This is a genomic window from Sphingomonas elodea ATCC 31461, from assembly GCF_000226955.1.
Taxonomy (GTDB): Bacteria; Pseudomonadota; Alphaproteobacteria; order Sphingomonadales; family Sphingomonadaceae; genus Sphingomonas; species Sphingomonas elodea.
On the sequence record NZ_AGFU01000052.1, the window covers coordinates 14,942 to 38,675 of the forward strand.

Annotated in this window: 28 protein-coding genes; 20 read left to right on the plus strand and 8 right to left on the minus strand. The window is 68.1% G+C overall.

Annotated elements, in window-relative coordinates:
- Window positions 1–12: 12 nt before the first annotated feature.
- Window positions 13–249, minus strand: a complete 237-nt coding sequence (locus KK7_RS0114445; RefSeq protein ID WP_010545357.1) for a FliM/FliN family flagellar motor switch protein — start codon at window positions 247–249, stop codon at window positions 13–15.
- Window positions 250–366: 117 nt separating this feature from the next.
- Here KK7_RS0114445 and flgC point away from each other — a divergent pair, with 117 nt between their 5' ends.
- From flgC to KK7_RS0114490, 9 genes are all read left to right on the plus strand, one after another.
- On the plus strand, window positions 367–774 hold the full coding sequence (flgC, locus tag KK7_RS0114450) for a flagellar basal body rod protein FlgC (RefSeq protein WP_010545358.1): 408 nt from the start codon (window positions 367–369) through the stop codon (window positions 772–774).
- Window positions 775–786: 12 nt separating this feature from the next.
- A complete protein-coding gene (gene fliE, locus KK7_RS0114455; RefSeq protein WP_029623304.1) occupies window positions 787–1,110 on the plus strand; it encodes a flagellar hook-basal body complex protein FliE in 324 nt (107 codons plus the stop codon).
- Between the two features lie 18 nt (window positions 1,111–1,128).
- Window positions 1,129–1,392, plus strand: coding sequence for a flagellar biosynthetic protein FliQ (locus KK7_RS0114460; protein WP_010545360.1), 264 nt, complete (start codon window positions 1,129–1,131; stop codon window positions 1,390–1,392).
- Entirely contained in the window at window positions 1,389–2,147 is a 759-nt protein-coding gene (gene fliR, locus KK7_RS0114465) for a flagellar biosynthetic protein FliR (RefSeq protein ID WP_010545361.1), read from the plus strand. Before KK7_RS0114460 ends, fliR begins: the two co-directional genes overlap by 4 nt.
- The gene (gene flhB, locus KK7_RS0114470) at window positions 2,147–3,223 is read left to right on the plus strand and encodes a flagellar biosynthesis protein FlhB (protein ID WP_010545362.1); all 1,077 of its coding nucleotides are present in this window, start codon (window positions 2,147–2,149) and stop codon (window positions 3,221–3,223) included. The genes fliR and flhB overlap by 1 nt, the downstream gene beginning before the upstream one ends.
- 97 nt (window positions 3,224–3,320) lie before the next feature.
- Window positions 3,321–5,411 carry a TonB-dependent siderophore receptor gene (locus tag KK7_RS0114475; RefSeq protein ID WP_010545363.1) on the plus strand — a complete coding sequence of 697 codons (2,091 nt, stop codon included), beginning with the start codon at window positions 3,321–3,323 and terminating at the stop codon, window positions 5,409–5,411.
- An 8-nt stretch (window positions 5,412–5,419) separates the two neighbouring features.
- Window positions 5,420–5,719 carry a hypothetical protein gene (locus KK7_RS0114480; protein ID WP_010545364.1) on the plus strand — a complete coding sequence of 100 codons (300 nt, stop codon included), beginning with the start codon at window positions 5,420–5,422 and terminating at the stop codon, window positions 5,717–5,719.
- The gene (locus KK7_RS0114485) at window positions 5,716–7,206 is read left to right on the plus strand and encodes a PepSY-associated TM helix domain-containing protein (protein ID WP_010545365.1); all 1,491 of its coding nucleotides are present in this window, start codon (window positions 5,716–5,718) and stop codon (window positions 7,204–7,206) included. Before KK7_RS0114480 ends, KK7_RS0114485 begins: the two co-directional genes overlap by 4 nt.
- On the plus strand, window positions 7,203–7,520 hold the full coding sequence (locus tag KK7_RS0114490; RefSeq protein ID WP_010545366.1) for a DUF3325 family protein: 318 nt from the start codon (window positions 7,203–7,205) through the stop codon (window positions 7,518–7,520). The genes KK7_RS0114485 and KK7_RS0114490 overlap by 4 nt, the downstream gene beginning before the upstream one ends.
- A gap of 9 nt (window positions 7,521–7,529) precedes the next feature.
- Here KK7_RS0114490 and KK7_RS0114495 read toward each other — a convergent pair whose 3' ends face one another.
- The 6 genes from KK7_RS0114495 to mutM all read right to left on the minus strand — a co-directional run bounded on the left by KK7_RS0114495 (window position 7,530) and on the right by mutM (window position 11,921).
- Window positions 7,530–8,021 carry a nucleoside deaminase gene (locus KK7_RS0114495; RefSeq protein WP_010545367.1) on the minus strand — a complete coding sequence of 164 codons (492 nt, stop codon included), beginning with the start codon at window positions 8,019–8,021 and terminating at the stop codon, window positions 7,530–7,532.
- A gap of 108 nt (window positions 8,022–8,129) precedes the next feature.
- Window positions 8,130–8,321 carry a hypothetical protein gene (locus tag KK7_RS20800; RefSeq protein ID WP_010545368.1) on the minus strand — a complete coding sequence of 64 codons (192 nt, stop codon included), beginning with the start codon at window positions 8,319–8,321 and terminating at the stop codon, window positions 8,130–8,132.
- A gap of 118 nt (window positions 8,322–8,439) precedes the next feature.
- The gene (locus KK7_RS0114510) at window positions 8,440–8,928 is read right to left on the minus strand and encodes a GNAT family N-acetyltransferase (protein WP_010545369.1); all 489 of its coding nucleotides are present in this window, start codon (window positions 8,926–8,928) and stop codon (window positions 8,440–8,442) included.
- On the minus strand, window positions 8,925–10,316 hold the full coding sequence (dnaA, locus tag KK7_RS0114515; protein ID WP_010545370.1) for a chromosomal replication initiator protein DnaA: 1,392 nt from the start codon (window positions 10,314–10,316) through the stop codon (window positions 8,925–8,927). Before dnaA ends, KK7_RS0114510 begins: the two co-directional genes overlap by 4 nt.
- Before the next feature lie 434 nt (window positions 10,317–10,750).
- Entirely contained in the window at window positions 10,751–11,014 is a 264-nt protein-coding gene (gene rpsT, locus KK7_RS0114520) for a 30S ribosomal protein S20 (protein WP_010545371.1), read from the minus strand.
- A 97-nt stretch (window positions 11,015–11,111) separates the two neighbouring features.
- The gene (gene mutM, locus KK7_RS0114525) at window positions 11,112–11,921 is read right to left on the minus strand and encodes a bifunctional DNA-formamidopyrimidine glycosylase/DNA-(apurinic or apyrimidinic site) lyase (protein ID WP_010545372.1); all 810 of its coding nucleotides are present in this window, start codon (window positions 11,919–11,921) and stop codon (window positions 11,112–11,114) included.
- An 88-nt stretch (window positions 11,922–12,009) separates the two neighbouring features.
- Here mutM and ubiE point away from each other — a divergent pair, with 88 nt between their 5' ends.
- The 10 genes from ubiE (at window position 12,010) to KK7_RS0114575 (ending at window position 21,549) form a co-directional block, all read left to right on the plus strand.
- Window positions 12,010–12,741, plus strand: a complete 732-nt coding sequence (gene ubiE, locus KK7_RS0114530) for a bifunctional demethylmenaquinone methyltransferase/2-methoxy-6-polyprenyl-1,4-benzoquinol methylase UbiE (RefSeq protein ID WP_010545373.1) — start codon at window positions 12,010–12,012, stop codon at window positions 12,739–12,741.
- A gap of 130 nt (window positions 12,742–12,871) precedes the next feature.
- Window positions 12,872–14,404 (plus strand): 2-polyprenylphenol 6-hydroxylase, encoded by a 1,533-nt coding sequence (gene ubiB, locus KK7_RS0114535; protein WP_010545374.1) that lies wholly within the window; start codon window positions 12,872–12,874, stop codon window positions 14,402–14,404.
- Entirely contained in the window at window positions 14,401–15,519 is a 1,119-nt protein-coding gene (locus KK7_RS0114540) for a hypothetical protein (RefSeq protein WP_010545375.1), read from the plus strand. Before ubiB ends, KK7_RS0114540 begins: the two co-directional genes overlap by 4 nt.
- Window positions 15,516–16,688 carry a bifunctional phosphopantothenoylcysteine decarboxylase/phosphopantothenate--cysteine ligase CoaBC gene (gene coaBC, locus KK7_RS0114545; RefSeq protein WP_010545376.1) on the plus strand — a complete coding sequence of 391 codons (1,173 nt, stop codon included), beginning with the start codon at window positions 15,516–15,518 and terminating at the stop codon, window positions 16,686–16,688. The genes KK7_RS0114540 and coaBC overlap by 4 nt, the downstream gene beginning before the upstream one ends.
- Window positions 16,678–17,502 (plus strand): alpha/beta hydrolase, encoded by an 825-nt coding sequence (locus tag KK7_RS20805; protein ID WP_237709226.1) that lies wholly within the window; start codon window positions 16,678–16,680, stop codon window positions 17,500–17,502. Before coaBC ends, KK7_RS20805 begins: the two co-directional genes overlap by 11 nt.
- Before the next feature lie 2 nt (window positions 17,503–17,504).
- The gene (gene dut, locus KK7_RS0114555) at window positions 17,505–17,951 is read left to right on the plus strand and encodes a dUTP diphosphatase (RefSeq protein WP_010545378.1); all 447 of its coding nucleotides are present in this window, start codon (window positions 17,505–17,507) and stop codon (window positions 17,949–17,951) included.
- The gene (locus tag KK7_RS0114560; protein WP_010545379.1) at window positions 17,948–18,328 is read left to right on the plus strand and encodes a hypothetical protein; all 381 of its coding nucleotides are present in this window, start codon (window positions 17,948–17,950) and stop codon (window positions 18,326–18,328) included. Before dut ends, KK7_RS0114560 begins: the two co-directional genes overlap by 4 nt.
- On the plus strand, window positions 18,325–19,089 hold the full coding sequence (locus tag KK7_RS0114565) for a HesA/MoeB/ThiF family protein (protein ID WP_010545380.1): 765 nt from the start codon (window positions 18,325–18,327) through the stop codon (window positions 19,087–19,089). The genes KK7_RS0114560 and KK7_RS0114565 overlap by 4 nt, the downstream gene beginning before the upstream one ends.
- 47 nt (window positions 19,090–19,136) lie before the next feature.
- Window positions 19,137–20,156, plus strand: coding sequence for an NAD-dependent epimerase/dehydratase family protein (locus tag KK7_RS0114570; protein WP_010545381.1), 1,020 nt, complete (start codon window positions 19,137–19,139; stop codon window positions 20,154–20,156).
- Between the two features lie 46 nt (window positions 20,157–20,202).
- A complete protein-coding gene (locus tag KK7_RS0114575; protein ID WP_010545382.1) occupies window positions 20,203–21,549 on the plus strand; it encodes a nucleotide sugar dehydrogenase in 1,347 nt (448 codons plus the stop codon).
- 38 nt (window positions 21,550–21,587) lie between these two features.
- On the opposite strand, the gene galU is transcribed toward KK7_RS0114575, so the two are convergent.
- Window positions 21,588–22,457, minus strand: a complete 870-nt coding sequence (gene galU, locus KK7_RS0114580) for a UTP--glucose-1-phosphate uridylyltransferase GalU (RefSeq protein WP_010545383.1) — start codon at window positions 22,455–22,457, stop codon at window positions 21,588–21,590.
- A 116-nt stretch (window positions 22,458–22,573) separates the two neighbouring features.
- On the opposite strand from galU, the gene wecB reads away from it, so the two are divergent.
- Window positions 22,574–23,713 carry a non-hydrolyzing UDP-N-acetylglucosamine 2-epimerase gene (wecB, locus tag KK7_RS0114585; protein WP_010545384.1) on the plus strand — a complete coding sequence of 380 codons (1,140 nt, stop codon included), beginning with the start codon at window positions 22,574–22,576 and terminating at the stop codon, window positions 23,711–23,713.
- Window positions 23,714–23,734 lie beyond the last annotated feature (21 nt).

Consider the following 23,734-nt stretch of genomic DNA (forward strand, 5'->3'; position numbering starts at 1 on the left):
ACAAGAGATCCATCAGTTACGCGACTTCTTCACGAGTTCGGAAATCTCGAGCGACATGACCTCGCCGTCGACCAGGATGCGCCCAAGGGCCACCAGCTCGCCATTCACATAGACCATGCTGGGGTCGTCCTGGCCGCAGTCCAGCGGGATCATCGCGCCGCGGCTCATCTGCAGGATCTGCCGGACCGGCACTTCGGTCGAGCCGAGCACCACCGACATTTCGATCATGATTCCATCGAGTACGGACATGCAACTCCCTTTCCCAAGAGAGTTATAGGAACCTTTTTTCCGCCCCCGGCGCCCGGCCCGGCAAAAATTGCCTACAATGACCGCATGGGCCGATTTCGAGGCCGTGGAGGATCAACGATGGATTTGGATGCTTCGCTGGGCGTTTCCGCCTCGGGTCTGCGCGCGCAATCGCTGCGGATGCGCGTCATTGCGGAAAACCTCGCGAACCAGGATTCGGTTTCCGATACGCCGGGCGGCGATCCCTATCGCCGCAAGGTGGTGAGCTTCCAGGCGGCGGTCGATCGCGCGACCGGCGCCACCGGCGTGAAGGTCAAGTCGATCCAGGGCGACCAGTCGAATTTCACCCGCGTGTACCAGCCCGGTCATCCGGCAGCGGATGCGCAGGGCTATGTCCTCCGGCCCAACGTCAGCGGGCTGATCGAAAGCGCCGACATGAAGGCGGCGCAGCGCAGCTACGAAGCCAATCTCAACGCCATCGAAGCGGCCAAGAGCCTGACGATGCGCACCATTGATCTGCTCAAATAAGGGGTAGCACGAATGTCTATCGGAGCATTGGACGCCAGCAAGGCCTATGGCCGCGTCGCCTCGCTCGGCGGCGGGCTGGGCAAGGCCGCCGGCGGCGGCGAAATCGGCAGCGGCGAGAACTCGGGCTTCGGCGCGATGGTAGAGAATCTGGTCGGCGGCACCGCCGACAAGCTGCGCGCGGCCGAAACCGCCTCGGCCAAGCAGGTGGCCGGCAAGGGCGACCTGATCGACGTCGTCACCGCGATCGGCGCGGCCGAGACCGCGCTCGACACCATGGTGGCGGTACGCGACCGCGTCGTCGGCGCGTACAGCGAAATCATGCGCATGCAGATCTGACGGCGGGAACCTGAACCGATGACCCCCGCGCAGCTGATCAGCCTCACCGAATCCGCGCTGATGCTCATTCTCACCGTCGCCGGACCGCTGCTGCTTACCTCGCTGATCGTCGGCGTGTTCATCGGCCTGCTCCAGGCGCTGACCCAGATCCAGGAAACCACCCTCACCTTCGTGCCCAAGCTGCTGGCGATGGGCGTCGTGTTCCTGCTGATGCTGCCCACCATGGGCCAGGCGCTTGGCCAGTTCATGGCCAAGATCAGCGACATGATCATCCACGGATGATCGTCCCCCCCGATCTCGCACTGCAGGTATCCGCCTTCTTCATCGTGTTCGCACGGGTAGGCGCGGTGCTGATGCTGCTGCCGGTGTTCGGGGAAGACGCCATTCCCGGCCGCATCCGGCTGTTCATCGCCTTCGCCATGTCGTTCGCCTTCTACGGCATGATCGGCGAACCGGCCCGTGGCGCGGTGCAGGCCGGCGCGGTGCTGCCCGCGATCCTGGTGACCGAGCTGATCACCGGGCTTGCCATGGGCATGATCGTCAAGATCCTGTTCTTCTCGATCTCGATGGCAGGCTCGATCATGAGCACGCAGATCGGCCTTTCCGCCGCGGTGATGTTCGATCCCGCGCAGGCGAGCCAGGCGCCCATCCTGTCCAAGCTGGTCGGCCTGGTGGCCGCCCTGGTGTGCATGGGCACGCAGGTGCATCACCTGTGGCTGGGCGCGATCATCCACAGCTACCAGACCTTCCCGATCGGGGGCATGCCGCCGATGCACGACTTCGCCGAACTGGCAGTGCAGGCAATCGGCCGGTCGATGACGCTGGGGATCAGCCTGGCCGCGCCGTTCCTTGTCTATGGCATCGTGTTCAACGTCGCACTGGGCCTTGCCGCGCGGGTGGCGCCGGCGATCCAGGTGTTCTTCATCGCCCAGCCGCTCAACCTGCTGCTCGGCATTGCGCTGGCGATCACGACGATGGGCACCATGCTGACCTTCTTCACCCAGGCCATGGGTGACGCGCTGCAAAAGGGCTGGTAATGGCCGGCGGCGGCGGCGGGGAGTCCGACGACAAGACTCAGGAACCAACCGACAAGAAGCTCGAAGACGCGCGAAAACGCGGCGACGTGCCGATGGCGCCGGAGATGCGCCATGCCGCGATGTTCGTCGCGGCGCTGGTCGTGATGGGCGGCCTCGGCACCTATACGGTCCAGCAATGCGGCAACCTGTTCGTCCGCCTGTGGGGCGGCGCCGACGATTTCCGCATGGAGCCGGACGGCGCGCAGAACTTCGCCACCGGCCTGTTCGCCGCCATGGGCACCGCGCTGATGCCGATCCTCGCCGCGCTGTTCGGCTTCGCGGTTCTGGGCGGCGTACTGCAGGGACGGCCGATGATCGCCTGGTCGCGCATCAAGCCCAAGTGGAACAAGCTCAACCCCTTCCACGGCGCCAAACGCATGTTCGGCAAGCAGGCGCTGGTCGAGTTCTTCAAGACCTTCGCCAAGCTCTGCCTGGTCGCCGGCATCGCCGCGGCGATCGCCTGGCCGCATGCCGCGACCATCGACCGACTGGTCGGCGCCGATCTGGTCGATGCGGGGACCGCTGCGAGCGACATCGTCCATGCGATGCTGCGCCCGATCGCGATGCTGGTCGGCGCGCTCGCGCTGTTCGACTTCGTCTGGCAGCGCCTGTCCTACACCAAGCGCATGCGGATGAGCCTGCAGGAAGTGAAGGACGAGTATAAGGAGAGCGAGGGCGACCCGAAGATCAAGGGCAAGATCCGCCAGCTCCAGATGCAGCGCGCCAAGAGCCGGATGATGGCGAACGTCCCCAAGGCGAGCGTGGTCATCACCAACCCGACCCACTATGCGATCGCGCTTCAATATGATCACGGCGCCATGGCCGCGCCGATCGTGGTGGCCAAGGGCGTCGACGCGCTGGCGCTCAAGATCCGCGAGATCGCGACCGAGCACAACATCCCGCTGGTCGAGAACCGCCCGCTCGCCCGTGCGCTCTATGCCAGCGCTGACCTCGATAAGCCGATCCCGGTCGAGCACTATGCCGCCGTCGCCGAGGTGATCAGCTACGTGATGCGGATTGCCAAGAGCCGCCGCTGACCCGTCTCCCATAATTTTGATAATGCGATTGACTCGCAATATTCAGTGTCTCTAAAGGCTCGCCCACACACCGAGACCCAAAGGGAAAAGCTGGATCATGCCTCTGTCGCTGCGTACCGCCCTGCTCACCTCCGCGCTGCTTGCACTGCCCGGCACCGCGTTCGCTGGCCGAGATGGCGCGCCGGACAACGACGATCAGCAGAGCCAGATCGTCGTCACGGGCGCGGCCACCCAGCCTTCGCGTAGCGCCACCGGTCTCACGCTCACGCCGCGCGAGACTCCGCAGTCGATCACCATCATCGACCAGGCGCGGATCCAGGATTTCCAGCTCACCAACATCAACGACCTGCTCGACCAGACCGTCGGCATCAATGTCGAGCGCGTCGAGAGCGACCGGACCTATTACAACTCGCGCGGCTTCGACATTAACAGCTTCCAGGTCGACGGGATCGGCCTGCCGCTTCCCTATGGCATCCAATATGGCGACCTCGACACCGCGCTGTTCGAGCGGGTGGAGGCGATCCGCGGCGCCAATGCGCTGATGACCGGGGTCGGCAATCCGTCGGCCACGATCAACTATGTCCGCAAGCGCCCCACCGGCACGCTGCAGGCGACCGCCACCGCGCAGGCGGGCTCGTGGAACCGCTGGCGCGGCGAGGCCGATATTTCGGTGCCGGTCACCGATACGGTCGGCGTCCGCGCCGTCTATGCGCACGAGCAGCGCGACAGCTATCTCGACTACAACCGCGTCAATCGCAACGTGTACGGCCTGATCGCCGATTGGAAGGTCACGCCGCAACTCACCGCCACGATCGGCTACAGCCGTCAGGACAATAACGCCGACGGCGTGCTGTGGGGCGCGCTGCCGCTCACCTACAAGGACGGCAGCCGCATCCCCTATGCGCGCTCGGCGACCACCTCGGCGCCCTGGACCTTTTGGGACACCACCGACCAGCGCGCCTTCGGTGAACTCGCCTATGATCTGGGCAAGGGCTGGCAGGCCAAGGGCGTGTTCACCTACGCCAACAACCAGCAGCAGGCCCGCCTCCTCTATGCCTTCGGCGCGCCGGACAAGACGACCGGGCTGGGCATCTCCGGCCAGGTCGGCGCCTATCCGTCCGAGACCGACCAGTATCTCGGCGATTTCACCGCATCCGGTCCGCTCCACCTGTTCGGGCGCGAGCACCAGCTGGCGCTCGGCGTCTCGACGGGCCGGCTCGACAATCGCCAGTGGCAAGGCGTCGGCAACAACTATGTCGTCTATCCCGCCGTGCCCAACCTTTCGAGCGCGGTGGTTGCCGATCCCGGCACCGGGCCGATCACGCTGGAGGCCGACAGCCGCACCGAGGTGACCCGCGCCTATGGTGCCGCGCACCTCAACGTCACCGATCGGCTGAAGGCAGTGGTCGGCGGCAGCGCGACCTGGCTCAAGTCGAGCGGATACTCCTACGGCGCCGACCAGTATCGCAAGAACAGCCGCGTCAGCCCCTATGCCGGGCTGACCTACGACCTGACCAGGAACGTATCGGTCTACGCGAGCTATACCGACATCTTCAATCCGCAGATCGAAGTGGACCGGACCGGCCGCCGGCTCGATCCGGTGACCGGCACCAGCATCGAGGGCGGGCTCAAGACAGACTGGTTCGGCGGCCGGCTCTACGCCACCGCCTCGCTGTTCCGCGCCAAGCAGAAGAACCTCGCGACCTTCGCCGGCACCTTCGGCCCGGGCGACCCCGGCCAGCCGGGCGGCAGCTACTATAGCGGCCTCGACACCACCTCGCGCGGCTTCGAGATCGAGCTGACCGGCAAGGTGACCGACAACTGGACGATCAGCGGCGGCTATACCGGCCTGGAGATCGAGGACGATGCCGGCAAGGCCGCCCGCGTGTTCATCCCCACCAAGAGCCTCAAGCTCGCCACCACCTACACGGTGCCGGATCTGCGCGACCTCAAGATGGGCGCCCAGCTTCGCTGGCAGAACACCATCCGCAGCCCGGACTTCACCGTCACGCAAGACGACTATGCCGTGCTCGACCTGATGGCGAGCATCCGGCTGGTCGATCACGTCCGCGCCGCGATCAACGTCCGCAACGTGACCGACAGCAGCTATCTGGGCAGCCTGATGTGGGGCCAGGCCTTCTACGCGCCGCCGCGCAGCGTGCTCGGCAGCATCAGCTTCAGCTACTGAGGCCGGCCATGGGGGCGCATCTCCGCAGAGGCTGGGGCTACCGGGCGAACATCGCGACGCGCGCGGTGGCCGGCAGCATCGGCGCCTATCTGGTGGCGGCCTGCTTTGCCGCGGCGGCGGCACGCACCCTGCCGATGAACCGCCTGGATGCGATCGTGCCCGCGACCATGCTCGCCTTCCTCGTCGCCCCCGGGGTCACGATCTGGGCGTTCCTCGCGCCCGGGCCGCTGCGGGCGCTGGCAGGCGTGCTCGGCTCGGCCGCGCTGCTGGCCGGGGTCGCCTGGGCCGCCGGGATGCCGGCGGCATGAGCGCGGTCCGCGACGGCGCCCGCCAGGTGATGGCGTGGCTGCACGGCTGGACCGGGCTGCTGCTCGGCTGGGTATTGTTCGTGATGTGCCTGGCCGGCACGCTCAGCGTGTTCAAGCCCGAGATCGGCCGCTGGATGCGACCCGAAACCATCGCGACCGCCGATCGCGCAACCGCGCTCACCGCCGCCACCGGCTGGCTCTCGAAGAATGCGCCCAACTCGTTCGGCTGGTATCTCACCCTGCCCAACGATCGCATGAACACGGTCGAGGCGACCTACGATCCCGGCACCGGCTTCGTCTATCGGGCGCTCGATCCCGTCTCCGGCGCGCCCGTGCCGCGGGAGACGCTGGGCGGCGAATTCTTCTACCGGCTGCATTTCGAGCTGCAGATGCCCTTCCCCTGGGGGCGCCTGCTCGCCTCGCTGGCGGCGGCAATACTCCTTCTGGGGCTGATCACCGGAATCATCGCCCACCGCCGCATCTTCAAGGACTTCTTCACCTTCCGCCCCGCCAAGGGCCAGCGCTCCTGGCTGGACGGGCATAATGCGCTGGGCGTGCTGGCCCTGCCCTTCCACCTGATGATCAGCTTCACCGGGCTGCTGACCCTGGCCACCCTGACCATGCCCTGGGCGATCAGCGCCAATTACGGGAAGGACATGGCCGCGATGTTCCAGGCCTTCCAGCCCGGCCATGTCGACCGCCCCGCAGCGGGCAGGCCCGGCTCCCTCGCCCCGCTGGCACCGATGCTGCGCGAGGCCGAGCGGCGGCTGGGCCGGCCGGTCGGGCGGGTTACCGTGGAGCACCCCGGCGATGCCGCTGCCGTCGTCACCATGTTCCGCGACGATGCCCGGCAGATCGCCTATGCCGCGGGCGCCGTAAGCTTTGACGGCATCACCGGCCGGGTACTTGCCGATTATACCGAGGCCCGACCGGCACTCCAGACCTATGGCGTGGCCTATGGCCTGCACCTCGCGCGCTTCGCCCCGCTGGCGACGCGCTGGCTCTATTTCCTCTGCGGGGCGATGCTCACCCTCGCCGTGGCGAGCGGCATGGTGCTGTGGGTGGTCAAGCGCCGCGAGCGAGGCCCCCTCAGCCGGGGCAACCGCATCGTCGAGCGGCTGAATGCCGGCGTGCTCGCCGGGGTACCGATCGGATGCGTCGCCTTCCTGCTCGCCAACCGGCTGGTGCCGCTGGGGCTGCCCGCCCGTGCCGAGACGGAGGTGTCGATTGCCCTGTGGAGCGCAGGGGCTGCGGTGCTGCTGGGCACGCTGCTGCCCCCGCGCCACGCCTGGGCCGTCCTGCTCGGAACCCTTGCGCTGGAGTGCGCGGCGGCGGGTCTGCCCGGAGGCGCGTTCGCCGACGGCGTGCAGGCGGGCGTCAGCGGTGCGCTGCTCGTCGCTGCCGGGGCCAGCGGCTGGCTGGCATGGCGGCAGTGGCGCCGCCCTGCCCCCACGCCGCGCCGCCGCACGCGGGCGCAGCTGGCATGATCGCCGCCGGTTTGACCCTGATGGGCTTCTTCGCACTCGCCGCCGCGATGCCGCGCCATGCCCCGGCACTGCTCGGCAATGCCCTGCCGCGGGTGCGGCCCGGACAGCTGCGCCGGGCGGGCGCGGGCCTGCTCTGCGCCGCGTTCCTCGCCGCGCTCCTCGAGCCCGACTGGCCGCTCGCACTGGTACGCTGGGCCGGGATGTTGCCGCTTGCCGCTGCGCTGGTCCTGCTCGGCCTTACCTACGACGTGCGGCTGGCTCGCGCGGCCGCGGCGCTCGGCGCGCTGGCGGTGGTCGGTGGGCTTCTTCTCTGACGGCGCCCGTCAGAGATTGGCCTGTTCCTCCACCGGCAGATCGGCACCGGGCGGATAATAGAGCGCTGCGCATTCCGCCTTCAGGCAGCCGCCTTCGATGACGATGTCGTCGCGGTACGCATCCGCGATGAAGCCCAGCGTGTCGACGTGCCGCGCCTCGAAATACATGGCGTGGACATCGTCCCGGCCGGCGCCGAACACGACCCGCCCGACCTTCGACCAGATCGAGGCCATGGTGCACATTCCGCAAGGCTGCAGCGTCGAGTAGAGTGTCGCACCGCGGAGCTCTAGTTCCCCGATGCCCTCGCAGGCCCGGCGGATCGCCATCATCTCGGCATGGGCGGTGGCGTCGGGCAGTTCCTGGGTCTGGTTGCGCTCGGCCGCGATGACCTTGCCGTCGAGGACGATGACGCAGCCCAGCGGCGAGGTGGAGGGATCCGATCCCTTCGATCGCGCCACCTCGATCGCCATCCGCATCCATTGTTCGTCGCCGTCGGTCATCGCCACTCTCCCAATTCGGGAGGTGCAACGCCCGGAGGCGCTATTTGGCCGCCAGCCCTTAGGGGAAGCGCGACGGCACCCGCCGGAGCGACGCCGTCGCGGACACCCTCACGTGCAGGCGGTGAACTGCCCCTTCTTCGGCCCGCTGGCGACCCGGCACTTGCCCTTGGCGTCCTTGGTGACAGCGGCCGCCGCAGGGCATTTGACGAACTTGCCCTTGGCATCCTTGCACGGCGCGGCGGCAAGGGCGGGCGTGGCGAGCAAGGCGATTGCAGCGGCAACGGGGGGTAGGCGGAACATGGCGAACCTCTTCTGCTATGCGTTGAAGGGGCAGCATGCCATGTCGCCGCAATCAGGCAACTAGTTGCAGAAAAATGATTTTCGTTTCAGATTCGTATCGATTCGGCACGCGCGCCGCTCACAGGCGCCGATAAAGCACCACCGCGTCGACCGGCCCCAGCGCGGGATGATCGAACGCCTCCGGCAGCCGCCCGACCGTGTCGAACCCGAGTGCGTGCCACAGCCGCAAGGCGATCGCATTGCTGCTCACCACGAAATTGAACTGCATCGCGCGAAAGCCCCGGGTCCGCGCTTCGGCGAAGCTGTGTTCGGCCATGGCGCGCGCGATGCCCCGCCCCCGCGCGGCTTCGTGCGTCGCATAGCCGCAATTGGCGACATGAGCGCCGCCGCCGGCCTGATTCGCACGCAGATAATAGCTGCCGAGGATGCGGCCCTCGACCTCGGCGACAAAGGTCGCGCGGTCGGCGCCCAGCCAATAGGCCAGGGCCGCCTCGCGCGTCATGTCGCGATCCAGCGCGTAGGTTTCGCCGGCGCGGATCACCGGCTCCAGGATCGCCCAGAGCGCCCCGCCATCCTGGGGGGCGGCCGGACGAATCAGCAGGCTCACCCCTCCAGGGTGCGCATCAGCGCGCGGACCGCGCCGTCGATCTCGACGTCCTTGGCGCGCAGATCCTCGATCCGCTTCACCGCATGGATCACCGTCGAGTGATCGCGGTTGCCGAACTTGCGGCCGATCTCGGGCAGCGAGCGGGTGGTGAGGCGCTTGGCCAGATACATGGCGATCTGGCGCGGGCGGGCGATCGCGACCGCGCGGCGGGCCGAGATCAGGTCGAGCTGCTTCACCTCGAAATGGGCCGAGACCGCACGCTGGATCTCGTCGATGGTGATGCGGCGCTGGCTGGTGCGCAGCACCTCGCCGAGCACGCTGGTCGCGAAGTCGATGGTGATCGCTTCGTTCGACAGGCTGGCATAGGCGACCAGGCGATTGAGCGCGCCTTCCAGCTCGCGGACGTTGGTGGTGATTCGCGCAGCCAGCAGGTCGGCCACCTCCGCCGGCATGTCGACGGCGGGCATGTCCTTCAGCTTGCGCTCGACGATCGCGCGGCGAAGATCCAGCTCGGCGGGCTTGATGTCCGCAACCAGACCCGCGCCGAGACGGCCGACCAGGCGCGGCTCGAAGCCTTCCAGCGCCTGGGGCGCACGGTCGGCGGCGATCACCAGCCGCTTGCCGGCGCTCATGAACTCGTTGACCGTGTGGAAGAACTCTTCCTGGGTCGCGTCCTTGCCGCCGATGAACTGAAGATCGTCGATCATCAGCAGGTCGACCGAGCGGAGGCGCTTCTTGAACGCCAGCGTGTCCTTGTTGCGCAGCGCCTGCACGAACTCGAACATGAATCGTTCGCCGGTCGAATAGATCGCGGTCGCGCCCGGATTCGCCTCGAGGAAGGCGTGGCCGATCGCGTGCATCAGGTGCGTCTTGCCCTGGCCGGTACCCGCGTGGAGGTATAGCGGGCTGAACATCGGCACGCCCGGCTGCGCGACGGTACGCGCGGCATTGAAGGCGACGCGATTCGTGCCGCTCACCACGAAGCGATCGAAGGTGAAGCGCGGATCGAAGGTCGGGCGCTCGGCCGGCTCGACGACCGACTCGGTGCGGGGGGCCGCCACCGGCGCGGGCGCCGGCTCGGCGCTGAGCACGCGCTGCTCCGAATCCTGCATCGTCTCCAGCGTCACGCTGCGGACGCCCGGCAGCACGGCACGGAATTCGAGCAGCAGGCGCTCGGCATAGTGATTCTTCACCCACTGGGTGAGGAACGGAGACGGCAGGCCCAGGCGCACGGCATGCGAATCGCTGCCGTCGATCAGGACCACCGGCTTCAGCCACTGGTCGAACAGCCGCTGGCCGGCCGAGCGGCGCAGGTTGGTGCGCACATGCGCCCAAGCCTTCGCGACGTCCTGGCCTTCCTCACGATCCAGCGGTTGAACCTGAGTCACTACGACGCACCCTTCCTTCGCGGGAACCACGATTCCCGCGTGCAAAAACCAATATCAATGTGAGGCTCATCGCAGCCGGTCATGCCCCCGGAGACGCGCGATGTGCTCGCTGTTCCCGGCCAGCATCGTGGCCGGGAGTGTCGTTGTAGGAAGCTCGAACTGAGTCGAGCAAGGGCCTGCCATGTAAACTTTCTGAAATAGTTTTGTTGACAGCGCGAACCCTAGGAATTCTGCGGAGGCGGATAAATTGGCGAACTATTTCAGTCTTTTAACCGTGATGAAGCGGTGGGCACGCCGTCCGAATCGGCACGACTCGTGGATTCGCGCGATTCGCTTCGCAGGCAGGTTTGTTAACCAATTGTTGCAGCGCAGATGCGCAAAAAGCCCCGCCGGACGGGTCCGGCAGGGCTTTTGATTACCGTTCGGTGATGGTGTTAGGCGAGCGCCTGGAGACGCTTGTTGAGGCGCGAGAACTTGCGCGCCGCAGTGTTCTTGTGGAGCACGCCCTTGGCGACGCCACGTGCGATTTCCGGCTGCGCAGCGGCGAGCGCTTCGGTGGCAGCGGCCTTGTCGCCGGCGGTCAGCGCAGCTTCGACCTTCTTGACGAAGGTACGGATGCGGCCGACGCGTGCACCGTTGATCTCGGCGCGGCGGTCGTTGCGACGGATGCGCTTCTTCGCTTGCGGCGTATTCGCCATTCGGTCTTGTTCCTGCTCGAAATGGGTGAGGCGCGGAAGCGAGCCCACGCCGGAAAGATGGGCCCCTTACCGGCTCCAGCGATTCGGGTCAACCTTTTCAGCGCTGGCATTTGCCACAATAGAAGGTCGAACGCCCCGAATCCACGCGCCGTTGCACGAGGTGGCCGCAAGCACAGGGCTCCCCTTCCCGCCCATAGACGCGCCACTCCTTGGCGAAGTAACCGAGCTCGCCGTCCGGCCGGGCATAATCGCGCAGGGTGGAGCCGCCGGCGCGAATCGCCGCCTCCAGCACCTCGCGGATCGCCGCGACGAGCTTCTCGAGCCTGGCCCTGCCGATCGAGCCCGCCGGTTTGGTTGGCGCGATGCCGGCCAGGAACAGCGCCTCGCACACATATATATTGCCGAGGCCGGCGACGATTCGCTGGTCGAGCAGCAGCGCCTTCACCGGCGCGATTCGATCGGCGAACGCTTCTACAAGGTGCGCAGCGTTGAACTCCGGGCCCAGCGGCTCCGGCCCCAGCGCCCTGAACGCGGGCCAGTCGGCCAGCCCGGCGGTCGGCACCAGATCCATCGAGCCGAAACGGCGGGGGTCGTTGAGCGCCAGCCGGTGGCGCGCCGTCTCGATCACGACATGGTCGTGCTTGCCGAGGTCCGACGGATCGATCCGCCAGCGCCCGGACATGCCGAGGTGGAAGACCAGCGTGTCGTCCTGGTCCGTGTGCACCAGGCCGTATTTCGCGCGGCGGGACAGGCCGGTGACGGTCGCACCCGTGAGCCGCTGGCCGAGATCGACCGGAAACGGCCGCCGCAGATCGGCGCGATTCAGCAGCACGCGTTCGATCCGCTGCCCCTCCAGCACGGGGGCGAGGCCGCGGACGGTGGTTTCTACTTCGGGAAGCTCGGGCATCTGCCCTGTAGCTAGGGATTACGGGCGGCGATGTCACCTGCCCCTCAGCCCCCTTGGTTTGGCCGTCGCGTATCGCTAAGGCACCCCCATGCCCGATACCGTCTCCTTCGGTTACGAAGACGTCGCCCCCGAGGACAAGACCCGCCGCGTCGGCGAGGTGTTCTCGAATGTCGCCCGCAAATACGACCTGATGAACGACGCCATGTCGGGCGGCATGCACCGGCTGTGGAAGGACCGCTTCGTCCGCCGGGTGAAGCCGCGCGCCGGCGAGCATATCCTCGACATGGCCGGCGGCACCGGCGACATCGCCTTCCGCATGGCCGAGAGCGGCGCCGCGATCACCGTGGCCGACATCAATCCGGAAATGCTCGCCGTCGGCGTCGAGCGCGCCGCCCAGCGCGGCATCGACGGGCTGGTGTGGACCGAAGCGAACGCCGAGACGCTGCAATTCCCCGATCGCTTCTTCGATGCCTATACGATCGCGTTCGGCATCCGGAACGTGACCGATATCCCCAAGGCGCTCCGCGAGGCGCACCGCGTGCTCAAGCGCGGCGGCCGCTTCTTCGTGCTGGAGTTCTCGACCACCCAGTGGCCGGGCTTCGCCGAAATCTACGACGCCTATTCGCACAAGCTGGTGCCCAAGCTCGGCAAGCTGCTCGCGCAGGACGAGGACAGCTATCGCTACCTGATCGAATCGATCCGCCGCTTCCCCGACATGCCGAGCTTCGAGCGAATGATCGCCGAGGCGGGTTTCCAGCAGACCAAGGTCGAGCCGCTGCTCGGCGGGCTGGTCGCGATCCACAGCGGCTGGAAGATTTGATGGTGCGCGCACGTAAGCCCCTCCCCTTCAGGGGAGGGGTTTGGGGTGGGGCTGTGTCTCACCGAGACCAAGAGGCGTTCCGGAATCCCTCCACCCCCATCCCCTCCTCCAAGGAGGAGGGGCTAGAGCTATGACCGCGCCCGCCGTTCATCTCTGGCGCCTATTCAAATGGGGCCGTATTCTCGCCCGCCACGGCGCACTGCGCGGCATCGAGCGCGACGCCAACACGCCGCGACCCGTACGCCGCTTCGTGCGCGTGCTGCGAATTGGTGCGCGTTTACCGGCAGTACCTTCCTATGCCGATGCCTTCCAGGCGATCGGCCCCGCCGCGATCAAGCTCGGCCAGACGCTCGCGACGCGCCCCGATCTCGTCGGCGAGGAAGCCGCGCACGACCTGCTCCGCCTGCAGGACGCGCTGCCCCCCGTCCCCTTCGACATCATCCGCGAACGGATCGAGACCAGCTATGGCCGCCCGCTCTCGGCGCTGTTCGCGGAAGTGGAAGAGCGCCCGATCGGCGCCGCCTCGATCGCGCAGGTCCACCGCGCGGTGACCACCGACGGCCGCCGCGTTGCGGTGAAGGTGCTGCGCCCGGGCATCGAGAGCGATTTCGCCCGCGCGATCGACACCTATGAATGGGCCGCCGCCCAGCTCGAGGCCTATGGCGGCGAGGCCCGCCGCCTGCGCCCGCGCCTGGTGATCGAGAGCTTCAAGCGCTGGACCGCGCGCGAACTCGATTTCCGCCGCGAGGCCGCCTCGGCCTCCGAACTCGCCGAGGGCATGACCGCCGAACCGGACTTCATGGTCCCCCAGATCGACTGGCAGCGCACCACCGGCAAGGTGCTGACGCTGGAGTGGATCGACGGCATCAAGCTGAGCGACCGCGACGCGCTGGTCCGCGCCGGGCACGACATGCCGGGCCTGGCCGGCAAGCTGATCAAGGCCTTTCTCCGCCAGGCGATCGCCGAGGGCTTCTTCCATGCGGACATGCACCAGGGCAATCTGTTCGCCCTGCCCGACGGCCGCATCGCCGCGATCGACTTCGGCATCATGGGCCGCATCGATCGCCGCGCCCGGGTGTGGCTGGCCGAGATCCTCTACGGCCTGATCACCGGCGACTATAAGCGCGTGGCCGAGATCCATTTCGAGGCCGGCTATGTCCCCGCCCACCACAATGTCGCCGAGTTCGCGACGGCGCTGCGTGCGGTAGGCGAGCCGATGCGCGGGCTGCCGGTGAAGGAGATGTCGATCGGCGGCATGCTCGACGGCCTGTTCTCGATCACCCGCGACTTCGACATGATGACGCAGCCGCACCTGCTGCTGCTCCAGAAGACGATGGTGATGGTGGAAGGCGTCGCGCGCGGGCTCGATCCGGACATCAACCTGTGGGAAGTCTCGGCGCCGTTCGTGCGCGAATGGATCCGTACCGAGCTGGGGCCGGAAGCCAAGGTCGCCGATCGCCTGATCGAGGACCTCCGCACGCTCGCCCGCCTGCCCGAGCTGGTGCGCAACATCGAGCGTCGCTTCCCCGCCCCTGGCGGTGCCCCGCCCGAGCCGCCCCTGCGCGAGATCCAGGTGGTGCGCGTCGGTGGCGGCTGGCGCTATGCGCTGGTCAGCATCGTTGCCGCACTGGCCGGCGTGGCCGGAACGCTGCTGCTGAAATGACCGCGCGCACGCGCCGCGTCTGGACCCTGCAACCGAGCCGCTTCGCTGCCCTTACGCGGGGCCGCGCGCGGCTGGCCTGGGTGGCGGTGCTGCTGTTGGTTCTGGCGTCGCTGACGGCCCTTGCGGTGCCCGCGCTGACCGGCGACGGCGATGTCGCCGCCCGCACAGCCGATCGGATGACCGATCTCGGCCTGTACGAGCGCGTGGTCGCGAGCATGAAGGGCGGCGACCCCTATTATGTCGCGGCGAGCGACGCGATGCGGGCGGGTGGCTACCCGCTGCACCCCTTCCTGACGATGCGGCTGCCCGCGCTGGCAGCGCTGGAGGCACTGCTGCCGGGCTGGACGAGCGTCGCCCTGCTGCTGGCGCTGGCGGCGCTGACCGCGGTCGCCTGGGCATCGCGGGTGGGCGCCGCACTGACCGGCCTGTTCCCCCGTGCGGTGCTGGTGCTGCTGATCGCCACCTCGATGCTCGCCTTTTTCCAGCCGGGGCTGGTGCTGTTCCACGAAGTCTGGGCCGGGTTGCTGGTCGCGCTCTCGCTGGCGCTGCGCAGGCCCGGCCGCGCGCTGGAAGCGATCGCGCTGGGGCTCGCCGCGATGCTGATCCGGGAGACGGCGGCGCTCTATGCGATCGTGATGCTTTTCTTCGCCTGGCGCGAGGAGCGGCGCGGCGAGGCGCTGGGCTGGGGTATCGCGCTGCTGCTGTTCGCCGGCGTGCTGGGCTTGCATGCCCATGCTGTGGCCGGCGTCACCGGCCCGCTCGATCCGCAGTCTGCCGGCTGGGCGGCGTTCAACGGCCCCGGCTTCTTCATCCGCGCACTCGCCACCGCCACCGCGCTCCAGGCGCTGCCAATCGTGCTGGGTGCGCTGCTCGTCGGGCTCGCGCTGGTCGGCTGGGCGAGCTGGAACGATGCGCTCGGCCTGCGGATGTTCGCGCTGCTGATCGCCTATGGCACCGCGATGTCGCTGTTCGCGCGGCTCGACAATTTCTACTGGGCGCTGATGGTCGCCCCCGCCGCGCTGGTCGGGCTGGTGTTCGTGCCCGATGCGCTGTCGGACCTGTGGCACCGTGCGCTCGACAGGCGGCGGATCACGGTTACAACGGTGACGCCATGAAGCGCATCCTGCTCATCGTCGGCGGCGGCATCGCCGCCTACAAGGCGTGCGAACTCGTCCGCCTGTGCCGCAAGGCCGGGATCGGCGTCACTTGCGTGCTGACCGAGGGGGGCGCGCATTTCGTGACGCCCATGACACTGGCGGCGCTGTCCGAGAACCAGGTCTATACCACCTTGTGGGATCTGAAGGACGAGGCGGAGATGGGCCATATCCAGCTCAGCCGCCAGGCCGATCTGGTCGTCGTCGCGCCCGCCACCGCGGATCTGCTCGCGCGCATGGCCGGCGGCATCGCCAGCGACCTGGCGACCACGCTGCTGCTCGCCACCGACAAGCCGGTGCTCGCGGCACCCGCGATGAACGTGCGGATGTGGACCCATGCCGCCACCCGTCGCAACGTGGCCCAGCTTCGCGCTGACGGGGTGACGGTGCTGGAACCCGACGAGGGCGCGATGGCCTGCGGCGAGTATGGCCCCGGTCGCCTGCCCGAGCCGGAGGCGATCCTGGCGGCGATCCAGCAGGCGCTCTCGCCGGTGGAGCAGCGGCTCGCCGGCAAGCACATCCTCGTCACCGCCGGGCCGACGCACGAGCCGATCGATCCGGTGCGCTATATCGCGAACCGCTCTTCGGGGAAGCAGGGCTTCGCCATCGCCGGCGCCCTTGCCGCGCTCGGTGCGCGGGTGACGCTGGTCGCCGGACCGGTCACGCTGCCCACGCCACCCGGCGTCACGCGCATCGACGTGGAGACCGCGCGCGCGATGGCGGCCGCCGTCGACGCCGCTCTGCCCGCCGACGCCGCCGTGATGGTCGCCGCGGTGGCCGACTGGCATGTCGAGGCGGCCGACCAGAAGCTCAAAAAGGGCGATGCCGCCCCCATCCTGCATCTGACACAGAATCCTGATATCCTCGCCGGACTGGCGCAGAGTCCGCGCCGGCCGCGGCTCGTGGTGGGCTTTGCGGCGGAGACCGAGCGGGTGATCGAACATGCCGTCGCGAAACGAACGCGCAAGAGCGCCGACTGGATTGTCGCCAACGATGTTTCGGGCGATGTGATGGGGGGTGAAGCCAATGCCGTCCATCTCGTCTCCGCCTCCGGCGTCGATTCCTGGGAGCGCGCGTCCAAGGCCGATGTCGCGCGCCGTCTCGCCGATCGGATCGCCGATGCGCTCTAGGTCGATCGCCAGCCTCGCCACGCTCGCGCTGCTCGCCGGTTGTGCCACGACGTCCACCGTCGCGCCGCGCAGCGCGACCAGGTCCGAGCCCGCGCTGAACCTGCACGCCCGCAATTTCGGCCCGGCAGCGACTGCCGGCGTCCGCACGCTGGTCGTCGTCCTGCACGGCGATGGCGGGCCCGAGAGCCGCAGCGACCATTATCGCTTCGCCGAGGCGGCCACCCGGAGCATCCCCGACAGCGCCGCCGTTGCGCTGCTGCGCCCGGGCTATGGCGACGCCGCCGGCAACCGCTCTCCCGGACAGCAGGGTCTGGGCTATGGCGACGACTATACGCAGGAGCGGATCGACGCGATCGCCCAGTCGATCGGCATCCTTCGCCGCCGTTTCGCGACGGCGCGGCTGATCCTGGTCGGCGATTCGGGTGGGGCGGCGATCGCCGCCGACATCGCCGGCATGCGCCCCGATCTGGTCGATGCGATGGTGCTGGTCGGCTGCCCCTGTGCGCTGCCCGAATGGCGCAAGGGCATGCAGAAGCAGCGGCACGGCGCCGCCTGGGCGACGCCGGTGGCGAGCCTCGATCCGCTGAAGACCGCGGGCGGGGTCATGCCCAGCCTGCGCGCGGCGGTGCTGGTCGGCGCCGACGACAAGATCACGCCGCCCCCGCTGTCACGCGCCTATGCCGAGGCCCTTGCGCTGCGCGGCATCGCTACCGATCTGCGGATCATCCCCGGCCGGGGACATGATTTGCTCAACGATCCCGAAGTGTTGGCGGCCACCACCCGGCTGGCGGCGACACTTCCCACGAAAGGCTGACCTTGCTGCCGCCGATCCGCATCGCGATCCAGCGCCTGCCCCATGGCGAGAACCTGCCCCTCCCCCGTTACGCCACGGAGGGCGCCGCGGGCATGGATGTCGTTGCCGCCGAGGCGCTGACGCTCGCGCCCGGCGCGCGCCACGCCGTCGCCACCGGCTTCGCCATGGCGATCCCCGCCGGCTATGAGGTGCAGGTGCGCCCGCGCTCCGGCTTGGCGCTCAAGCACGGCATCACCTGCCTCAACACGCCCGGCACGATCGACAGCGACTATCGCGGCGAAGTGAAGGTGATCCTCGCCAATCTCGGCAGCGAGGACTTCGTCATCGCCCGCGGCGACCGGATCGCCCAGCTCGTACCCGCCCCCGTGCAGCGCGCCGACCTGGACGAGGTGCCGCACCTGGACGAAACCACGCGGGGTTCGGGCGGCTTCGGCTCCACCGGCCGATGATCGCAAGCCTAGCCCTTTGGCTCGCGCTGCAGGCGAGCCCGCCGCGCGTGATCGACTGGCCGTCGCTCGCACCGCTGCCCTATCGCAGCGAACCGCAGATCACGCCGGACATGCTTGCCTTCGTCGCGAACGAAGTGGTGGCCCGCAAATGCCCGCTGGCGATCGGGCCGGGGCTGACGCTTAGCGTCGACGTGGCCGTGCTGGTCGATGCGCAGGACAATATCCGCACCACCGTGCCGCGCGCAATCCAGTGCGCGTCGGTAGAACAATATGCCGCCGCAATGGTGGCGGGCGCCGCCCGCGGCAACCTGCTGCCCCGCATGGCGACGTCCGACCAATGGTACCGCGCGACCGTCACCTTCACCTGGCCGAAATGACGCTTTCCGACGAGGAGCTGGAACGCTATGCCCGCCACATCATCCTGCGCGAGGTGGGCGGCGCCGGCCAGGCGAAGCTGAAGGCCGCACGGGTGCTCGTGATCGGCGCGGGCGGAATCGGCGCCCCGGCGATCCAGTATCTGGCGGCAGCGGGCGTCGGGGCGCTGACGATCGTCGACGACGACGCGGTCGATCGCTCCAACCTCCAGCGCCAGGTGCTGTTCGCCACCGCCGATATCGGCGCGGGCAAGGCGGAAACCGCTGCCGCGCGGGTGGCCGCGATCAATCCGAACGTGGCCGTGCGGGTAGAGGCCCGCCGCCTCGCCGCCGCAGACGCTCCCGCGCTGATCGCTGGGCACGATGTCGTACTGGACGGCACCGACAATTTCGCCACCCGCCTCGCGGTCGCCGATGCCGCGCTCGTCGCGCGCGTGCCGCTCGTCTCTTCCGCCGTCGCCGAGTTCGAGGGCCAGCTCGGCACCTTCCGCGGCTGGGAGGCGGACAAGCCCTGCTATCGCTGCTTCGTCGGCCAGGATCCCGAGCGGGAGGGCGTCAGCTGCTCCGAACAGGGCGTGCTGGGCGCGCTGACCGGCATACTCGGCAGCCTCGCTGCGCTGGAGGTGATCCGTGCCATCACCCCCTTTGGCGACGATAGTGCGGGCAAACTCCTGCTGGTCGACGCGCTGGCCCTGCGCTTCCGGACGCTCCAGCTGCCCAAGGACCCCGGCTGCCCGGCTTGCGGCGCGGGAACGCTCCGGTAAGGAGCGCCGGACTAGGAAGCCTTCGCCAGCAACCGACAGGAACCATCATGCCCGAACCGACCGTCCAAGCCCCGCGCGTGCTCGTCACCGGATCGGCCGGGTTCATCGGCTTCCACACCGCAAGCCGCCTGCTCCAGGCGGGGGCCACCGTGCTCGGCGTGGACAATTTCTCGGATTACTATGACGTCGCGCTCAAGGAAGCGCGCAACGACATGCTGTCGAATCACCCGAACTTCCGGGTGGCGCGGCTCTCGATCGAGGACCAGTCGGCGCTCGGCGCGGCCTGGACCGCGTTCAAGCCGGACGTGGTGATCCACCTCGCCGCCCAGGCAGGCGTCCGGTTCAGCATCGAGCAGCCGGCCAGCTATATCGGCGCCAACGTGATCGGCACGTTCAACCTGCTGGAACTCGCCCGCCACCACCCGGTGCGCCACTTCCTCGCGGCGTCCACCAGCTCGGTCTACGGCGCCAATACCGACATGCCGTTCGGCGAGACCCAGCGCACCGCCACGCCGATGAGCCTCTACGCCGCCACCAAGGGCGCGACCGAGCTGATGGGCCACAGCTATGCGCACCTCTTCCGCACGCCGATGACCTTCTTCCGCTTCTTCACGGTCTACGGCCCCTGGGGCCGGCCGGACATGGCGCTGTTCAAGTTCACCCGCGCGATCCTCGCCGGCGAGCCGATCGACGTGTACAATAATGGCGAGATGGTGCGGGACTTCACCTTCATCGACGATCTCGCCGAATCGATCGTGCGCCTGGTCGATGCCGTGCCGGGGGATGTGCCGGTGGAAGGCGACAGCCTGTCGCCCGCCGCGCCCTTCCGCATCGTCAATATCGGCGCCGGCCGCCCGACGCCGCTGATGGACTATATCGGCGCGGCGGAGAAGGCGCTGGGTCGCACCGCGATCAAGAACTTCCTGCCGATGCAGGCCGGCGACGTGCCCGCTACGGAGGCTTCGTCGGACCTGCTCCGCCGCCTCACCGGCTATGCCCCCTCCACCACGCCGGAAGAGGGGGTGGCCAAGTTCGTGCGCTGGTATCTGGAGCATTATCAAAGCTGAAACCGGCGCTGATGCAGAAGGGCCGCTCCCGAATGGAGCGGACCTGATGACCTTTGAATGGCCGGCGCACGGACTGACGCTGCAAGCCCGGATTGAAAGCCGCACGGCGACGATCGGCGTGATCGGCATGGGCTATGTCGGCCTGCCGCTGGCAGTGGCCTTCGGCGAGGCGGGATGCTCCGTCCTCGGCTTCGATCTCGATCCCGAGAAGGTCGTCGCGCTCAACCAGGGCGAGAGCTATATCAAGCATATTCCGGGCGACCGCATCGCCCCGCTGGTCGCCGAGCAGCGCATCACCGCGACCGCCGATCTCGACCGGCTGGGCGAAGTGGACGTGCTGCTGATCTGCGTGCCGACGCCGCTGACCCGCCATCTCGAACCCGATCTGAAATATGTCGAGCACACCACCCGCGCGATCGCGCGGAGCTTGCGCAAGGGCCAGCTGGTGATCCTCGAATCGACCACCTATCCCGGCACCACCCGCGAGGTGATGCAGCCGATCCTGGAGGAAGAGGGGCTGGTCGCCGGACGCGACTTCTTCCTCGCCTATTCGCCCGAGCGCGAGGATCCCGGCAACCCGACCTTCTCCACCACCAAGATCCCCAAGGTCGTCGGTGCCGACGATCCGGCGTCGGCGGGGCTGGCGATGGCGCTCTATCGCCACATCGTGCCCCAGGCGATCCAGGTCTCGTCCGCGGCGACGGCCGAAGCCGTGAAGATCACCGAGAACGTGTTCCGCGCGGTCAACATCGCGCTGGTCAACGAGCTCAAGCTGATCTTCACCGCGATGGACATCGACGTGTGGGAAGTGATCGACGCGGCCAAGTCCAAGCCGTTCGGCTTCATGCCCTTCTATCCCGGCCCGGGCCTGGGCGGGCACTGCATCCCGATCGACCCCTTCTACCTCACCTGGAAGGCGCGGGAGTATAACCAGCATACCCGCTTCATCGAGCTGGCCGGCCAGATCAATGCCGATATGCCGCAGCATGTGATCCGCGTGCTGGCGGATACGCTGGATGCCCGCTTCGGCCGGGGCCTGCGCGGCGCGCGGGTGCTGGTGCTGGGGGTCGCCTACAAGAAGAATGTCGACGACATCCGCGAAAGCCCGTCGCTCCGCCTGATGGAGATGATCGAGGCGCGCGGCGCGACCGCCGATTTCCACGATCCGCACGTCGCCCAGATCAACGGCACGCGCGAACATCCGACGCTCAACTTCCGCCACGGCATCGCTTGGGACGAAGCCACGATCGCCGGATACGACGCGGTGCTGATTGCGACCGATCACGACGCGGTGGACTATGCCGCGCTGGCGGCCTCGGCGAAGCTGGTGATCGACACGCGCAACGCCTGCGGCAAGGCAGGGGTGACCGGCGCCAATATCGCCCGCGCCTGAGGCGATGCGCCGGCAGCCCGGCGCATCGCTCCATCGCCTCAGCCGAGCGCCTTCACCGCGAAGGCGCGAACGGCCGGCTCCAGATCCGGCCGCGACAGCGCGACCGCCAGATTGGCCTGGATGAAGCCGGCCTTGTCACCGCAGTCATAGCGGGTGCCCTGGAAGGTCACCCCGTGGAACGGCTGATCGCCGATCATGCGCTGCATCGCGTCGGTCAGCTGGATCTCGCCGCCGGCGCCCTTGCCCTGATTTTCCAGGATGCGCATCACCTCGGGCTGCAGGATGTAGCGACCGATGACCGACAGGTTCGACGGCGCGGTGCCGGGCGCCGGCTTCTCGACCAGGCCCTTCACTTCCGTCAGCACACCGTCCTGCGTCCCCGGCGTGATGATGCCGTAGCGGTGGGTCTGGTCGTCCGGCACTTCCTCGGCGCAGATCAGGTTGCCGCCGACCTTGTTATAGGCGTCGACCATCTGCTTCAGGCAGCCCGGCTGGCCGAACATGAAGTCGTCCGGCAGCAGCACCGCGAACGGCTCGTCGCCGACGATGTCGCGCGCGCACCACACGGCGTGGCCCAGGCCCATCGGCTCCTGCTGGCGGACATAGGCGATGTTGCCGGGCTTCAGCCGGGTGCCGTCCAGCACGTCGAGCGACTTGCCGCGCGCGGCCATGGTCGCTTCCAGCTCATAGGCGATATCGAAATGGTCCTCGAGCGCGGACTTGCCGCGACCGGTGACGAAGATCATCTGCTCGATGCCGGCTTCCACCGCCTCGTCGACCGCGTACTGGATCAGCGGGCGGTCGACGACCGGGAGCATCTCCTTCGGCATCGCCTTGGTGGCGGGCAGGAACCGGGTGCCGAGTCCCGCAACCGGGAACACGGCCTTACGCAGCGGCTTGATCGTCATAACCCCCCTCGTGACGTAGAAAACTGGTGCAGTGCGGCATAGCGTCACACCGGGCATGTGGCAAACGCGCTGCCAAGGTAATGGTTCGGTGAGGAGGATCGGGCTATGCGAAGGTCATGACACAGATCCGCAAAAAGCTGTTCGTCGTCTTCGGCACACGACCCGAAGCTATCAAGCTTTTTCCTGTGGTTCGGGCGCTCTCCTCGACACCGGGACTGGCAGTCACAACCTGCGTTACTGCGCAGCATCGCGGCCTGCTGGACCAGGTGCTGGCGATCGCGGGACTGACGCCCGACATCGATCTCGACCTGATGACTCCCGGCCAGTCGCTCGATGCGCTGACCGCCCGCCTGCTGACCGGCATCGGTAGCGCCCTGGATTCAGCGCGACCGGACCGGGTGATCGTGCAGGGCGACACCGCCACCGCGATGGTCGGCGCGCTGGCGGCCTATTACCGCAAGATCCCCATCAGCCATGTCGAGGCGGGGCTGCGCTCCGGCGATATCTACCAGCCCTGGCCGGAGGAGGTGAACCGTCGCATCGTCGCCCCCATCGCCGACCAGCATTTCGCGCCGACCGACACCGCGGCGGAGGCGCTGCGCGCGGAGAACATCCCGCCTGCCAGCATCCACGTAACCGGCAACACGGTGATCGACGCGCTGCTCGCCACGCGCGAGCGCATCGCCGCGGACCCTTCGCTGGCCGCGGGGCTGGATTCGATCGCCCACCGCTTTGCCGGCAAGCGGATCGTGCTGGTCACCACCCATCGTCGCGAGAATTTCGGCGGCGGCATGAGCGCCATCGCCGACGCGCTGCGCCGGATCGCCGCGCGGCCCGATGTGGCGATCCTGTTTCCGGTGCATCCCAATCCCAATGTGGTGAGCGTCATGGATGCGGCCCTGGGCGACCAGCCGAACATCGCCCGCATCGACCCGCTCGACTATCCGCACTTCATCCGCGCGCTCGGGCTCGCCCATCTGGTGCTGAGCGATTCGGGCGGCGTGCAGGAAGAGGCGCCCGCGCTCGGCAAGCCGGTGCTGGTGATGCGCGAGACGACGGAGCGGCCCGAGGGCATCGCCGCCGGCACCGCGCGGCTGGTCGGCACCGATGCGGAGCGTATCGTGCGCGAGGTCGGCCGCCTGCTGGATGACGGGGACGCCTATGCGGCGATGGCGCGCGCGCACAATCCGTTCGGCGACGGCCATGCCGCGACCCGCATCGCCGACATCATTCGCGCCGGCTTCGATCCCGGTTGAGCCGTCTTCCGATATTTTAAC

What these genes read in the sequence shown, in the direction of transcription:
- KK7_RS0114560 (WP_010545379.1), top strand. Translation starts at nt 17,948, where the DNA reads ATGATCGCAAGCCTAGCCCTTTGGCTCGCGCTGCAGGCGAGCCCGCCG.
- mutM (WP_010545372.1), bottom strand. Translation starts at nt 11,921, where the DNA reads ATGCCCGAGCTTCCCGAAGTAGAAACCACCGTCCGCGGCCTCGCCCCC.
- fliR (WP_010545361.1), top strand. Translation starts at nt 1,389, where the DNA reads ATGATCGTCCCCCCCGATCTCGCACTGCAGGTATCCGCCTTCTTCATC.
- galU (WP_010545383.1), bottom strand. Translation starts at nt 22,457, where the DNA reads ATGACGATCAAGCCGCTGCGTAAGGCCGTGTTCCCGGTTGCGGGACTC.
- ubiE (WP_010545373.1), top strand. Translation starts at nt 12,010, where the DNA reads ATGCCCGATACCGTCTCCTTCGGTTACGAAGACGTCGCCCCCGAGGAC.
- flgC (WP_010545358.1), top strand. Translation starts at nt 367, where the DNA reads ATGGATTTGGATGCTTCGCTGGGCGTTTCCGCCTCGGGTCTGCGCGCG.
- flhB (WP_010545362.1), top strand. Translation starts at nt 2,147, where the DNA reads ATGGCCGGCGGCGGCGGCGGGGAGTCCGACGACAAGACTCAGGAACCA.
- KK7_RS0114475 (WP_010545363.1), top strand. Translation starts at nt 3,321, where the DNA reads ATGCCTCTGTCGCTGCGTACCGCCCTGCTCACCTCCGCGCTGCTTGCA.
- coaBC (WP_010545376.1), top strand. Translation starts at nt 15,516, where the DNA reads ATGAAGCGCATCCTGCTCATCGTCGGCGGCGGCATCGCCGCCTACAAG.
- fliE (WP_029623304.1), top strand. Translation starts at nt 787, where the DNA reads ATGTCTATCGGAGCATTGGACGCCAGCAAGGCCTATGGCCGCGTCGCC.
- KK7_RS0114460 (WP_010545360.1), top strand. Translation starts at nt 1,129, where the DNA reads ATGACCCCCGCGCAGCTGATCAGCCTCACCGAATCCGCGCTGATGCTC.
- KK7_RS0114565 (WP_010545380.1), top strand. Translation starts at nt 18,325, where the DNA reads ATGACGCTTTCCGACGAGGAGCTGGAACGCTATGCCCGCCACATCATC.
- ubiB (WP_010545374.1), top strand. Translation starts at nt 12,872, where the DNA reads ATGACCGCGCCCGCCGTTCATCTCTGGCGCCTATTCAAATGGGGCCGT.
- KK7_RS0114490 (WP_010545366.1), top strand. Translation starts at nt 7,203, where the DNA reads ATGATCGCCGCCGGTTTGACCCTGATGGGCTTCTTCGCACTCGCCGCC.
- KK7_RS0114480 (WP_010545364.1), top strand. Translation starts at nt 5,420, where the DNA reads ATGGGGGCGCATCTCCGCAGAGGCTGGGGCTACCGGGCGAACATCGCG.
- KK7_RS0114445 (WP_010545357.1), bottom strand. Translation starts at nt 249, where the DNA reads ATGTCCGTACTCGATGGAATCATGATCGAAATGTCGGTGGTGCTCGGC.
- KK7_RS0114485 (WP_010545365.1), top strand. Translation starts at nt 5,716, where the DNA reads ATGAGCGCGGTCCGCGACGGCGCCCGCCAGGTGATGGCGTGGCTGCAC.
- KK7_RS0114575 (WP_010545382.1), top strand. Translation starts at nt 20,203, where the DNA reads ATGACCTTTGAATGGCCGGCGCACGGACTGACGCTGCAAGCCCGGATT.
- KK7_RS20800 (WP_010545368.1), bottom strand. Translation starts at nt 8,321, where the DNA reads ATGTTCCGCCTACCCCCCGTTGCCGCTGCAATCGCCTTGCTCGCCACG.
- rpsT (WP_010545371.1), bottom strand. Translation starts at nt 11,014, where the DNA reads ATGGCGAATACGCCGCAAGCGAAGAAGCGCATCCGTCGCAACGACCGC.
- KK7_RS0114540 (WP_010545375.1), top strand. Translation starts at nt 14,401, where the DNA reads ATGACCGCGCGCACGCGCCGCGTCTGGACCCTGCAACCGAGCCGCTTC.
- KK7_RS0114570 (WP_010545381.1), top strand. Translation starts at nt 19,137, where the DNA reads ATGCCCGAACCGACCGTCCAAGCCCCGCGCGTGCTCGTCACCGGATCG.
- wecB (WP_010545384.1), top strand. Translation starts at nt 22,574, where the DNA reads ATGACACAGATCCGCAAAAAGCTGTTCGTCGTCTTCGGCACACGACCC.
- KK7_RS0114495 (WP_010545367.1), bottom strand. Translation starts at nt 8,021, where the DNA reads ATGACCGACGGCGACGAACAATGGATGCGGATGGCGATCGAGGTGGCG.
- KK7_RS20805 (WP_237709226.1), top strand. Translation starts at nt 16,678, where the DNA reads ATGCGCTCTAGGTCGATCGCCAGCCTCGCCACGCTCGCGCTGCTCGCC.